Origin of the sequence: Frankia sp. R43 (assembly GCF_001306465.1) — a bacterium.
Taxonomy (GTDB): domain Bacteria; phylum Actinomycetota; class Actinomycetes; order Frankiales; family Frankiaceae; genus Parafrankia; species Parafrankia irregularis.
In genome coordinates, this window is the sequence record NZ_LFCW01000012.1 from 91875 (window position 1) to 104204 (window position 12330).

Here is a 12330-nt window from a genome sequence, read left to right on the forward strand (position 1 = left end):
CGTTGGGGGAAGGCAGGGCATGGTTGCCCCTGTCGAGCGGGTGATCAGATCGCGAGGGTGAGCTCGGTAAACGCGGCTGTCAGCCGTGCGTGCGGGTCAGTGCCGATCCCAAGTTCGTAGTGGCCGCGGCGGATGTTCTGGACGAACGATGCGACGACGAAGTCGCACAGAGTGAGTGAGACCAGTGATGGAGGGCCGGTGATCGGTACTGAGTCTCCGGGCTAGTGCTCGGGAGCCCGTCCCCGCCCTGGCACGCGCGCCGCATGCACCCCATGCGGCTGGGTGTGAAGCCCGGGGAAAAGCCCAAGAACCGATGTCCATCCGTCGGGAACAGGCGAGGGGAAGGCCGGAAGGGTGAATAAGGTGAACCCTTGATGGAAGCCTCGTAATCAGAAGCGCCGGAGATGGAATACAAGACCGGCGTCCAGGGCCTGCCGCTGGGAGACGGCGATGGCGGCTGGGGTTCTTTCCTCTGGCCGTATGAGCACCATGGCCCCGGGGTAGAGAGGGCACCCAATCCCGGCTGTATCTCACATGTGTGGAACGCGGAAACCCCGTCGAGGTCCGGAGAGCTGACCGGCTCCGGTAAGCCGACCGTGAGGGGGGCTTAATACTGTGGCGGGAAAGGATGACTCAAGAAGCGAAGGGCGGCAGCCGAAAGGTGACAGGAAGGCGGGTGCAGATGGCGGGGCCTTCAACCGGCCGCGCCCGCATAACTGGCCGTATACCAGGCCTGACCCGTGCCTGGGCCCGAAAGGGAGCTGACGTGAGCCAGGTGGCCCTTTGAACACACCGATGACCAGGAACCGCCCGAGTCCGAGGGGCACGTTGGGCGCTTCGGTGAAGGACACGACCAGCACCGCCGTGGTGGCGGTATCGGCCGTGCCCGAAGCCGGGGTGAACGGACCCGAGGACCTACCGGACTGGGATGCCCTCGACTGGTTGTCTCAGGACAGGCAGGTAGCGCGGTTACGGCAGAGGATCTTCAAGGCGACGCAGGCAGGCGATATGAAGCGCGCCCGAAATCTACAGAGACTGATGTTGCGCAGCCGTGCCAACACGTTGGTCAGCGTGCGGCAGGTAAGCCAGCGCAACTCCGGCCGAAGGACTCCGGGAGTGGACGGCGAGGTCGCCATGACCTCTCGGCAGCGGGCCTCGTTGGCCCATTGGCTGCATCGCTGCGGATCGGGCACGGTCCCACTCCCCGTCCGACGGGTGCACGTCCCCAAGAAAAATGGAAAAAGCAGACCACTCGGTATACCCGTCATCGCGGACCGCGCCCAGCAGAACCGGGTCAAGAACGCGTTGGAACCCGAGTGGGAAGCCCGGCTGGATGCCAGCCAGTATGGCTTCCGGCCCGGACGAGGCTGCCATGACGCGATCGAGAAGATCTTCTCCCTGCTGGGAAAGAAAGGGGCGAAACGCGGGTGGATCCTCGACGCGGATCTACAGGCCGCGTTCGACAGAATCGACCATCGCCACCTGCTCGGCCGCCTCCGCGGATTCCCTGGGAAGGATCAGATAGCAGGGTGGTTGCGGGCAGGGGTGGTGGACAACAACCGATACGCCCCGACCCCGGAAGGAACTCCCCAGGGCGGGGTCATTTCGCCGCTGCTACTCAATATAGCGCTGCAGGGCATAGAGGAAGCCGTCGGGGTCAGATATCGGAAGAATGGAGAACTGGCCCGGGACTGCCCCGCCGTCGTCGTCTACGCCGACGACCTGGTCGTGCTGTGCCACAGCCGGGAACAGGCCGAAGCGGCGCGGGAGTGCCTTGCTGTGTGGCTGGCTCCGAAGGGTCTGCGTCTCAACGACGCAAAGACCCGGATCACCACCGACACCGAGGGCTTCGACTTCCTCTCATTCAACGTCCGCCGTTACCCGACGAAGGACGGCCCGAAAATTCTTATAAAACCCAGCGAGGAGGCGCTGGTCAGGATACGGCGGCGGATGAAGGCCGAACTGCGGGCGCTGCGGGGACAGCCCGCCTCGGCCGTGATAGGCAAGCTGAACCCCGTCATCAGGGGGCAGGCGGCCTACTACCGGACAGGGGTGGCAAAGAAGGCGTTCAGCGATCTGGACCGGGTCCTCTGGGTGCAACTCGACCAGTGGGCTCGGGGCGCCCACCCCAACAAAGGCCGACAGTGGATCATAAAGCGCTACTGGGGCCCATTCAACGAGTCCAGGAACGATCAGTGGGTGTTCGGAGACCACAAGACCGGCGCCTACCTGCATAAATACGCCTGGACTCCGATCATCCGGCACGTCATGGTCGCGGGCCGGTCGTCACCGGACGACCCGGCCCTTGCCGATTACTGGGCCGACCGACGTCGGCGGCAGACCCGTCACAGCCCACCATTGGCATCGTCCATCCAACACGCCCTGCGCGTACAGGACGGCAGGTGCCCGGGTTGTGGCCACAGTCTGCTGTTCGCCGACCGCACCCCGAACCTCCCCGGCGAATGGGAGAACTGGTTCCGCGCAATCCGCAAGGCGATCGAACGAAAGGACATCATCACAGGAAACGCGGACGGCCGGGCTGGACGCCACACAAGCACGACCCAAACCATGCACATGGGGATATACATGCACGCTGACTGCGCCCGCCGCCAACCCGGCAGCAGACGCAGTTGACACGGACAGCAACTGCAGAGACTGCAAAGCCAAAATGGGCTGCTTGAGCCGTGTGCGTTGGAAGGCGCACGCACGGTTCTGAGGGGACGGGGACGCAGCAATGCGCCCCCGTTACCCGACCATGCCCTACGCTGATCGTCTGGGCAGAGCGCAGGCGTTTCAACCCGCGCATGGGTCGGAGTCTGGCTTTCAGGCGGCTGTGGTCGGATTCGATCCGGTTGTTCTCCCGCGCGGCGTCGACGTGGCGGGCGCCGGGAAGCAGCTCGTCGAGGACCCGAGGGTAGACAGGGGCCTTGTCGGTGGTGACCTCGACCGGCCGGCGGCCGTGAGACAGCGCCGCGGTGAAGAACTTTCGGGCCGCGGCCTGGTCGCGTCGTTCGCTGGCGAGGACGTCGATGACGTGTCCGTGCTGGTCAACCGCCCGGTGCAGGTACGTCCACCGGCCGGAGATCTTGACGTAGGTTTCGTCGACGAACCACCTGTCCCCAGGGCGGTGCCGACATGGCCGCGCGGCGTCGACCAGCAAGGGCGTGAAGCGTTGGACCCATCGGTACACAGTTACGTGATCAACTTCGATGTCGCGCTCAGCGAGCAGCTCCTCGACGTCCCGGTACGACAGCGCGAACCGTAGGTACCAGCGGACCGCCAGCACGATCACCTCGGGCGGGAACCGGAACCGACGAACGCCGACGTCGGAACCGGTGGACGGACACGACGTCGGCGCATCGTTCGATCATGACTGATCCGCAGCCGCGTGATGGCGGACTTCGCCGATGCAACACTGCCGCGCGAACCACCTGCCCGTGGTTCTCGATGCCTTCAAGGCGTCGCGCTACCCGGAGTGGTTCGAGGCGCAGGAATACATCCTGAACAGGTTGTCGAGGGAGCACGCCGCCGGATGCGCCTGGCGTGATCTGCCGCAGCAGGCACGCGACCAGGCCAATACCATCGGGCTGATCTATGACGACCTTGGTAAACTCATCGCGCACCAGGTGATCAGCGAAGACCTGGTTATCGGCTCCTACGGCGAATCGATCGTGTATCTGTGGGACGCCCTGGCACCATACGTCTACGCAGAGCGAGAACATATACCAAACTTCTGGGTCTACTTCGAGGACCTCGCGGCACGGACCGCCAAGACGTCGACCCGGGCCGTTTACGCGAAACTACGTCTCCGCAAGCGCCCGCCACGCCGGCAACCAGATGCGGCCTGATTCAGCCAGGCACCAGTGTCGACCGGAACTCCCTTGCCGGCGGGGCCGGCGGACCCGACCCCTCACACCCCACCCACATTAATGATCCCTTTCGGTATCCCTTACCTCCTCCTCGATCGGCGAAGAAGACGTGATTCGTCCAACTGGCAATCTCCTGCGAGTTGTTTGCGCGTGTCTCCTCGTCTCTTCGCCCCGTTGACTCAAGGTCGATGGTCAGAGGCGGGTCGGGTGGCGCCCAGGTAGATGTCCGCACCCCAGGCGACCCCTACGGTCGGGAACGCCTCGACCCGGATGACGGCGCGCCTCGATGAGGCGCGTCCACCATCACCGGCCGGCCGTCCCGGACTCCCAGGTAGAGGCCGACATGAGTGACTCCGCCGGGCCGCCACCAAAGAACACCAAGTCACCAGGCCGCAGTTCGGCACCAGCCGGAAGGCGGGGCCATGCGTCGAACTGGCCCTGAGCGTGATGTACGACGCCTACGAGCGTGTGTGTTCACTCGCTGTGGGCTTCGGTTTCGAGCGGTGGAGGCCCACTGGGTCGTGCTCGTGCCGGCATTGCCCGGCTCGCACGCGCTGCTGCCGAGGCAACCCCTGCGCGGGTGGAGCGCCGCGCCGTCGGTCAGGCTCACGGTCGGTGATCGCGAGCGAATCGATGCCGGCAGGGACCGACCGCGGTTGCCTTTCTCGTGAGCGGAACGGGATGGCGCCCCGGCAGGTCGCGGAGCGCCATCCCCGTGGCGGTGGTGAAATCGGAGCTATCGCTTTTTCTGGTCACGGCCTCAGCCGAACTCGCCCTTTCGCGCGCCGTCCAGGAACGCCGTCCACTCGGCCTCGGTGTAACGCAGCATTGGGCCGTCCGGGTCCTGCGAGTGACGGACAGCCCGACCGCCGTCGGGCAGCTTAGCGACCTCGACGCATGCCCCCTTGTCGTTGGACGCGGTCGCCTTCACCCAGGTCAGCCCGCCCGGGAGTTCCGTGCTCATCCCCTTACAACTCCTTCATCACACTTGCGATCTTGTCGGTTGACGCCTCAGCCGACAGAGCCTCTGTCTGTAGCCGATCGAAGATATGCTGGTAGTGCCTCACTTCTTGCGGCTTCTCGATGTACAGGCTTCCAGTCGGGATCTCTATGTACACAACGTCAGGATCATCTTCGTCGGTGAACCCCAGATACGTGAAAGGCGTCCCGAGCGGGGGGTGCGCCCCGATGCTGTACGGCGCGACCTGGATCGTGACATCGTCACGGCTGCCCACATCCAGGAGGTGGCCGAGCTGGGACCGATGGACGTGCCGGCCACCGACTGGTCGCCGTAGTACGGCTTCGTCAAGGACGACATCCACCTTCGGCGGGTTCGTTCCGAGTACCCTCGCCTGCCTGTCGGCCCGCAGGTCGAGACGCTTCGCTACCTCCTCCTCAGCGGCAAGCCAGTCCGTACGGATCACGGCATTGGCGTAGTCCCGCGTCTGGAGGAGACCGGGCACGACCGCGGAGTGGTAGTCCTTGATCTCCGTGGTGTCGCCTTCCAACCCGATGTAGACCTGGAGCCACCGGGGCACGACATCACCGTACGGTCGCCACCAGCCTTGCTGAGTCGTGGTCTTCGCCAGTTCGAGAACGGCTTCGCGGGTCGCAGCGTCGGCGACGCGGTACAGGGCAAGAAGATCGTTCGCATCCTTCAGCCTGACCGACACCGCGCCATTCTCCTGGCGGTAGATCGTCTGTACGGAGCAGCGGAGCACCTCCGACGCCCGCTCCACGGATACGTTGGCCGCCTCGCGCAACCGGCGTAGCTCTCGACCGAGCCGGCGGCTGCGGACGGTAGTTCCCGACGCTTGACGCGCCAACGCTTCCTCCTGTCTGGAACGTCTGGGCTGACTTTCCCGTGCTGGGCGAGTCTCCCACCCCTCGTCCTCCGGCGTCGGGTAGGACCACACCGCCACAACTACAGTACAGATGCACTTGCATCTAAAGCTGTAGTGCTTCATCATTATGCTGTGAGCAGGTCCCCCTCAGCGCTCCGTTACCCCCGCTCGGTGGGATGGAGACAGCCGGGGTGCGCGCCGCCATGATCAGCCTCCCGGCCCTCACCGCGTGCCGTCCCCCGAGGGCTAGGAGCTGATCCCCCACCTCCACTGGCAAGGGCATGGCAGGGAGAGCGTGATGGACGACTCGGGAGAGACCAGGCAGGAACCTGCCAAGGCAGGCCGAGGGGAGAGGGCTAAAGATGATCGCCGGTTCGTGGTGTGGGAGCCGGACGCGCTCGGGGCGTTCGCCGACTTCGACAGCGCCCACGTGTCTGCGCACGGGCGAATGCGGCAGGCACGTACCCGTCTTTCCCTGACCGTTGATGACCATGTGGCGAAGGTCAGCCGCCGCCTGTCCCACGCGCGCTGTGAGCTGGTGGCCTGGGCTGAGTTCGTCGTCCTGCCTGGCTGTGACCTGCGGTCACTGCACGCGCCATCAACAGCGACACCGGCCAGTGCATGCATGAACGTCACGATCATCGGCATCCGCACCAGTCGTGCGCCGGCCGCAGCGTGAGGGGCTCGGCGTGACAGCGGCCGACCGGTCGCCGATGATCCGGGTGGCGGTGGCGCATTTCCCGCCGACCGTGGCCGCTGTGCCCGAGGTGCGCGCGAGGACCGCAGGCACGCTGATCGGGTGGTCGGTGGACACCGACGCCGTGAGCACCGTCGAACTCGTCGTGGGAGAGCTCGCCTCCAACGCCGTGAAGGTGAGCCGTCCGCAGGATGTGGTGGCCGTGCGGCTGACGGCGACGAGCGGGCAGGTCGTGGTGGAGGTGTGGGACAGCAGCGACGTCGGTCCCCGGATCGGGAGTCCGGAGGCGTTCAGCGAGGACGGACGTGGCCTGGTCCTGGTTGATGCGCTGTGCAGCACATGGTCGTGGTATCGGGTCAAATCGGGCGGAAAAGTCGTCTGGGGTGAGATACGGGCGGAACTGCAGCCGATGCAACCGGGGACCGAGGCGGGGCGGCTGGAACAGCGCACGGCACAGCCCACCCCAGATCCGATTAGGCCGGTGACCTTTGAGGAGAATCCGGCGCTGCTGCGCCGGGTCGTCGACGGGCTACGAGCCCTGGACGACTGGCACCTTCCCGGCGCCAGGGCCGCCCCGCCCAGGACGCCCCCACCCGCCACCGCGGTCGGACAGCCAACCCGCACGGCAGCGCGACGTGCGTGATGACCAATCCCAGTCCCACCACCCGTGCCCTGCCGCTCAGCCCAGGGGATGGGACGGCCCCGCCCGTGTCGAAGACCATCGACCATGACACCGGCGTCCACCGGGCGATACGGGCTGTGCGGATCGCGTGACCCCCCACGTTCCTCTCGTTCCAGTCGCCCTACGCCCGATCGTGCTCACCGCGCGCATGGCGGCCCTGCCCGAGATCACCCCACCGGGGGATATCGCCCGGATGCTCGCGCTGTTTACCCCGCCCATCGACCCGGCCTCACCGGAATGGACCGCGCTACGCGCCGCCCTCGACCGCTACGACGCCGCGCAGAACCAGGCCAGCCGCGACGCGGCCCGTACACAGATCCACATCGCCGCCGTCATCCTGCTCACCAGCGCGACCAGCGCGACCAGCCCGCACCATGTGCCGACACAGCGAACACCGCGGAACCCGGGAGTCGCACATGACCATTGATGACCCTCCGGTCATCAAGAGGAACCGCAATCTCACGGCGATGGCCGCCACCGACCTACGGCAGCCGCGTGCTACGGCCCTCAGCGAGTTTGCCTGTCTGACCATACCGGTCACCGGGTCCGCCGGCCCGCAGCTCTGCATCGGCTTGCCGACGGTGCCCTGGCGGCGGAGGTGCCTCCCGCAGCGGGGAGCCGAGATCTCGGTGTCCGTGTCGTCACTGAGGATACCGACCAACCCCGCCCACATGCCCGAGCGAGGCATGGATCAACCAGTCCCCGCGATCATCGGGACCGAAGCTGCTCCACCGACCAACCAAGCCGCCGCCTGATGTCTCACCGGGGTTGACAGGCTCTGCCCAGACTGACAAGGAGCGTGGAGACCATGGAAAGCCGCCTCGGCGTAGATGCACGCCGGGTCCATCACTCGCGCCGTACGAGGACCGCCGTTGTCGACCAGCACGCTACGTGGATCGCGGTGAACCCCATCCAGGGCTGTCCAAAGGCCTGCTCGTACTGTTTTCTGAATGAGCGCGGGCAGACCGCCGTCCGGCCCGAGCAGTTGGCCACTCCGGTGGAAACGGTCGACATGCTAACCGCCTCGCCGTACTACGCGCCGGATCGCCCGGTGGCGCTGTACACCTGGACCGATGTGATGGCGCTGCCGAGTTCCCGCGCGCACCTCGCCGACCTGCTGGCCGTGCTGGTAGAGCGGCAGATCTCCAACCCCCTCGTGCTGATCACCAAATGCCCGATCCCCGATGAAACACTCCATGTGGTGACCACGGCTCGCCAGGCCGGACTACGGACGATCGTGTATTTGAGCTATTCGGGCCTGGGGCGCGACATGGAACGTGGCATCCGGCATGACCAGTTGAAGGCCACCTTTCCTCGGCTGGCCGACGCGGACGTCCCCGTCGCGCACTACTGGCGGCCCGCGTTCCCGGAGTCCGCGACCACTGGCACGATGGAAGCGGTCTTCGACTGGGCGGCGGAGTACGCACGCTGCACCGTGGCTGCCGGTCTGAAGGTGGAGTCCGCCGCGTTGGCCCGACTCGCCGAGCTGTGGTCGGAGCTGGCCACCACGCCGGGTGTCACCGCGGCCGAATGTGTGTACCCCCAAGCGTTCTGGGACTTCATCCACGCGACTCATAGGCGCCGGCCCGGCTATCCGTTGTTCCACACGAACTCCTGCGCCCTGGCCTATGTACTCGACCAGTCGGACCGGTTCGGGGTGTTCGGCAGCAGCGTGTGCACGGCACGCAACCATTGCCCCGCCGCCCAACGCCGCCGCTGCGAAGCCGACCTTCTCAGCCGACCCGCCCTGACCGAGGCGGCCGTTCGCACCGCGTTGAACCGACGTGGCCACCCCGACACGCCGTTCACCCTCGACCACCCCCATGGAGAAGTCGTGATCCATGCGGTCCTGCCGACGAGCGCCGCCGCCGCGCTGACCCAAGACCTTGGCATGCGGGTACGCATCGCGCGCCAGCACAGCGACCCCTACTGGAGCAGCGGAACAGCCGGCGCCCTCCCACTGGTCATCGGTGATGCCCGATGACACCCGAGGACCTGGCCGGCGCGCTGACCGACGTGCGCCGGCTGCGGGCAGGGTTCGCGGGCACCGCGCCGCAGCCGTGGACCGCGACCACTGCCGCCGCCGAGATGACCGTCCAACTCGGACACCTGGCCCTGTGTCTGCTCCGCCGGCGGGGAGCCGACACCACCGGCCTCCACGATCCGCAGCGGCCGATCACGAACACCGGGGATGAACTAGCCGACGTGCTCTTGGCCGCGCTCAGCGTGCCCACGCTGGCCGGCACAGAGCCCGCCGCGCTTCCGACAGCCGGACCGGAAGGCCGTGACGGCGAGATCGAACATTTCCTGCGCCTGCTGATCACGGTGGGCCAGCTCGCCGAAGCCGCGATGATGCACGACGGATTCCGTCACCAGCCCACCGGCACACCGCCGTCGATCCCGGCAGCCAGCGCCAGCGCGGTCACGGCCGCCGGCACGCTGGCCAACCGCCTCAGGCTGGACCTGCTCGCGGAATTCCGCGCCATGGTGCTCGACGCCGACGCCTTCCTCCGCGCCAGGAATAGCACCCGATGACCGAGCAGGGTGACTTCGCCGCGCATCGCCGCGACGGCGACGACGTGATCAAAACGTTGAACGGACAGCACCCGGCGGGGTCCCGGTTCGCGGCAGTGGCGCAGAACGCCGGGGCGACCGGCATGAACGCCTACCTGTCCACGCTGCGAGCAGCCGGAGTCACCCTGCCATCCCGCCTGTCGGTGGAATCCACCCAGCCGCTCGCGGTACGGCATCGCTGGGTCACCGGCCCGACGCTGCTCGACCACGCCAGCATCAACCCGCCTCGTTTCATCGACGCGGTCATCGAGATCGCCGGATGGGTACGCGCCCTGGACGCCACGGATGCCCGCGTGGACACCAATCTGGTGAACTTCTGCCTCGCCGAGGACCACGTCGTGCTGGTCGACGTGCTGCCACCGCTCATCCCGAGCATGCGTCCGGAGCCGTCGAACCTGTTCGAGGAGCTGTTCGACGCCTTGTGCTTCGACACCACGGTGACCCTCGACGCGATGATCGGCTACGCCGCCCGCGCGCTCCTGCATCCCTCTGCCACCGCGGCGGCAGGCCAACGCGAGGATCTCGCATGCCTGGTGTCGCCGACAGCTACCCAGCCCGTCGAGTCGTTCTCCGCATGGTGGTTCCGGACGCGAGCCGTGCTGGCCTTGCGCGCGCTGGCCGGGCAGGCCGAACCTGCGAGCGCTCATACCTTCTTCGCCCTGACCTCCGTACGGGCGTTCCGGGATCTACCCGAAGCAGAACGGGCCCGCCGCATCCGGCAGGCCGACCAGGCAGTGAAGGAGCTTGCCCTGACATGAAACCGTCAGCCCATCCATCGGCGGCCCTGGCCAGGTGGGACTGTCACGCCGGAGATGTGGCGTTCGCGATCACAGCACCATCCACATGGCTGTCAACCCAGCAGACGTACCTGTCGGACTTCCTCACGACACCACCAGGGGAACTCGATCTGGCCGGGTTCAGCATCCGAGTGCACACCGACGACCTGGCATTTCACCAGGTCGTCGCGACCATCACGCGCTCGCCGACCACAAGCTTCATCGAACCGGTTCCGGGACTGCTGATGCAGACGGCCGACGACCCGACGGGCCGCCGTTGCTACGTCATCGCCACGGACAAGGTGGAACACCAGCCGGGCGCGTACGCCGTGACCGTGCACGGCCACGACATCGATCTGTTCACCCATACCGGGACCGTGCGCCCGCATCGCTACCCGATCAGGCTCATCCGGGAGGCCATGCTGCGCACCTACGAAGACGCCGGCGGTGTCATCTTCCACGCGGCTGGTGTCGATGTCGGCGGCACGGCCGTGATGGTCTGCGGACCCCGTGGGGCGGGCAAGACCACCGTGGCTGCGGCGCTGCTGCGGTTACCCGGCGCTGCTTTGATGTCCAACGATCGGCTTGTCCTCCACAAGGGTGATCACGCGGTCGCGGTGCCGCTTCCGGTGCCGACCGGGCGAGGCACCATCGCAGCGTTCCCCGAGCTGGAGAGCCTGGTTCGACGCACCGCCGGCACCGGCAGCGGGCTCGACAGGATGCCCGCGGACATCGGCTCGACGGTCAAGCACGCCTTCACCGCCCGCCAGTTCGCCGAGGCGTTCGGTGCCCGCCTGATCTCACGGTCGGCGCTGCGGATGGTCGTGGTGCCCCGGCTGGCCGATACGAGCAAGCCGGCACAGACACGCCGCCTGACCGCCCCCGAGACGCGCCGGATCGTCGCAGCGAACTGCTTCACCCCCCGCGACGAGTTCTGGGTCCGGCCCTGGCTGGTCCCCCGCCGCAGTACGGACGACCAGCTCGACCGCCACGCAAGGGCCGCGATCGAACACATCGCGGCGGCCGTGCCGTGCATCGAGGTGAACTTCGGCGCGCACAACCCGATCAGTGACCTCGCCCGCATCCTTGAGAGCGCAACGGGAGGTATTCGGTGATGCCAGAGGCCTGGACAGCGGTGGTCACCGCGGCGGGGCACGCGACACGGTTCCGGCCCTTCAGCACGATCGTCCCCAAGGAGATGCTGCCAGTCGGGCACCGGCCCGCCGTCGACCATGTCATCTCCGAATGTGTCCGAGCCGGAGCCACCACTGTCATCGTCGCCACCCGGCCCGATGATGTCGTCGTGCCCGCCTACCTGGATGTGCTGCGCGACGACGGTGTGCCCGTCGAGGCCATCGCCGAGGACCTCGGGCACGGTTACGGCAACGGCACCCCGCTACTCACCCTGCGGGACAGACTCTCCGCGCAGAATTCCTTCGCCGTGGCGTTCGGCGACGAGGTGCTGCTGGGCGGACACGACCTCGCGGCGATGCGCGACCTCGCCAACGACGGAGCCGACGCGGTGATCGCCGCGCAACTCGTAGCCCCCGCCGACATCGCTTCGTTCGGTGTGATCGACACCCATCCCGACAACCCCGACCGCGTCCTTGGCATCCGGCAACGCCCCGATCCAGCCACGGTGGTAGAACCGCTCGCGGTCGTGTCCCGACTCATCCTGCGACCGTCGATCTTCGATCTGCTCGTCCCGACCGAACACGCCCGCGGAGAAGTCGATCTCGGAGTGGCCGTGGGTGAAATCGCCCGGATCGCCGACGTGCGTGTCCACCGGATCAGCGGACGCTGGGTCACCGTCGGTGAGCCACACCGATACCTCGAAGCCCTCCAAACCTACTGGCAACTCCAGACGAAACCCGCCGTTCACCCCTGA

The 12330-nt window shown here is 66.8% G+C and carries 12 protein-coding genes and 2 pseudogenes; 10 read left to right on the forward strand and 4 right to left on the reverse strand.

Annotated features, from left to right (window positions below; translation table 11 throughout):
- Window positions 1-44 precede the first annotated feature (44 nt).
- A pseudogene (locus ACG83_RS47300) lies at window positions 45-149 on the reverse strand (IS6 family transposase); the annotation flags it as partial.
- A gap of 691 nt (window positions 150-840) precedes the next feature.
- Here ACG83_RS47300 and ACG83_RS37800 point away from each other — a divergent pair.
- On the forward strand, window positions 841-2634 hold the full coding sequence (locus ACG83_RS37800; RefSeq protein ID WP_200931445.1) for a reverse transcriptase domain-containing protein: 1794 nt from the start codon (window positions 841-843) through the stop codon (window positions 2632-2634).
- A gap of 120 nt (window positions 2635-2754) precedes the next feature.
- Here ACG83_RS37800 and ACG83_RS43285 read toward each other — a convergent pair.
- A pseudogene (locus ACG83_RS43285) lies at window positions 2755-3360 on the reverse strand (IS6 family transposase); the annotation flags it as partial.
- A gap of 47 nt (window positions 3361-3407) precedes the next feature.
- On the opposite strand from ACG83_RS43285, the gene ACG83_RS37810 reads away from it, so the two are divergent.
- Window positions 3408-3848, forward strand: coding sequence for a hypothetical protein (locus ACG83_RS37810; RefSeq protein ID WP_054571063.1), 441 nt, complete (start codon window positions 3408-3410; stop codon window positions 3846-3848).
- A gap of 781 nt (window positions 3849-4629) precedes the next feature.
- Here ACG83_RS37810 and ACG83_RS37815 read toward each other — a convergent pair.
- Complete coding sequence (locus ACG83_RS37815) at window positions 4630-4833, reverse strand: DUF397 domain-containing protein (RefSeq protein WP_054571064.1); 204 nt, start codon at window positions 4831-4833, stop codon at window positions 4630-4632.
- Between the two features lie 4 nt (window positions 4834-4837).
- Window positions 4838-5695 (reverse strand): DUF5753 domain-containing protein, encoded by an 858-nt coding sequence (locus ACG83_RS37820; protein ID WP_054571065.1) that lies wholly within the window; start codon window positions 5693-5695, stop codon window positions 4838-4840.
- Between the two features lie 316 nt (window positions 5696-6011).
- Between ACG83_RS37820 and ACG83_RS46300 the strand changes: the two genes are divergently transcribed.
- The 8 genes from ACG83_RS46300 to ACG83_RS37865 all read left to right on the forward strand — a co-directional run bounded on the left by ACG83_RS46300 (window position 6012) and on the right by ACG83_RS37865 (window position 12330).
- The gene (locus ACG83_RS46300; protein ID WP_193209800.1) at window positions 6012-6392 is read left to right on the forward strand and encodes a hypothetical protein; all 381 of its coding nucleotides are present in this window, start codon (window positions 6012-6014) and stop codon (window positions 6390-6392) included.
- A 10-nt stretch (window positions 6393-6402) separates the two neighbouring features.
- Window positions 6403-7053, forward strand: coding sequence for an ATP-binding protein (locus tag ACG83_RS37830; protein ID WP_083473917.1), 651 nt, complete (start codon window positions 6403-6405; stop codon window positions 7051-7053).
- A 127-nt stretch (window positions 7054-7180) separates the two neighbouring features.
- The gene (locus tag ACG83_RS37835) at window positions 7181-7519 is read left to right on the forward strand and encodes a hypothetical protein (RefSeq protein WP_235498444.1); all 339 of its coding nucleotides are present in this window, start codon (window positions 7181-7183) and stop codon (window positions 7517-7519) included.
- Between the two features lie 585 nt (window positions 7520-8104).
- A complete protein-coding gene (locus ACG83_RS37845) occupies window positions 8105-9076 on the forward strand; it encodes a hypothetical protein (protein WP_200931446.1) in 972 nt (323 codons plus the stop codon).
- Complete coding sequence (locus tag ACG83_RS37850) at window positions 9073-9627, forward strand: hypothetical protein (RefSeq protein ID WP_054571069.1); 555 nt, start codon at window positions 9073-9075, stop codon at window positions 9625-9627. The genes ACG83_RS37845 and ACG83_RS37850 overlap by 4 nt, the downstream gene beginning before the upstream one ends.
- Window positions 9624-10424 (forward strand): hypothetical protein, encoded by an 801-nt coding sequence (locus ACG83_RS37855; RefSeq protein WP_054571070.1) that lies wholly within the window; start codon window positions 9624-9626, stop codon window positions 10422-10424. Before ACG83_RS37850 ends, ACG83_RS37855 begins: the two co-directional genes overlap by 4 nt.
- Window positions 10421-11557, forward strand: coding sequence for a hypothetical protein (locus ACG83_RS37860; RefSeq protein ID WP_063793341.1), 1137 nt, complete (start codon window positions 10421-10423; stop codon window positions 11555-11557). Before ACG83_RS37855 ends, ACG83_RS37860 begins: the two co-directional genes overlap by 4 nt.
- A complete protein-coding gene (locus tag ACG83_RS37865) occupies window positions 11557-12330 on the forward strand; it encodes a sugar phosphate nucleotidyltransferase (protein WP_054571072.1) in 774 nt (257 codons plus the stop codon). Before ACG83_RS37860 ends, ACG83_RS37865 begins: the two co-directional genes overlap by 1 nt.

What these genes read in the sequence shown, in the direction of transcription:
- ACG83_RS37810 (WP_054571063.1), top strand. Translation starts at nt 3,408, where the DNA reads ATGCAACACTGCCGCGCGAACCACCTGCCCGTGGTTCTCGATGCCTTC.
- ACG83_RS37865 (WP_054571072.1), top strand. Translation starts at nt 11,557, where the DNA reads ATGCCAGAGGCCTGGACAGCGGTGGTCACCGCGGCGGGGCACGCGACA.
- ACG83_RS37860 (WP_063793341.1), top strand. Translation starts at nt 10,421, where the DNA reads ATGAAACCGTCAGCCCATCCATCGGCGGCCCTGGCCAGGTGGGACTGT.
- ACG83_RS37815 (WP_054571064.1), bottom strand. Translation starts at nt 4,833, where the DNA reads ATGAGCACGGAACTCCCGGGCGGGCTGACCTGGGTGAAGGCGACCGCG.
- ACG83_RS37855 (WP_054571070.1), top strand. Translation starts at nt 9,624, where the DNA reads ATGACCGAGCAGGGTGACTTCGCCGCGCATCGCCGCGACGGCGACGAC.
- ACG83_RS46300 (WP_193209800.1), top strand. Translation starts at nt 6,012, where the DNA reads ATGGACGACTCGGGAGAGACCAGGCAGGAACCTGCCAAGGCAGGCCGA.
- ACG83_RS37850 (WP_054571069.1), top strand. Translation starts at nt 9,073, where the DNA reads ATGACACCCGAGGACCTGGCCGGCGCGCTGACCGACGTGCGCCGGCTG.
- ACG83_RS37845 (WP_200931446.1), top strand. Translation starts at nt 8,105, where the DNA reads ATGCTAACCGCCTCGCCGTACTACGCGCCGGATCGCCCGGTGGCGCTG.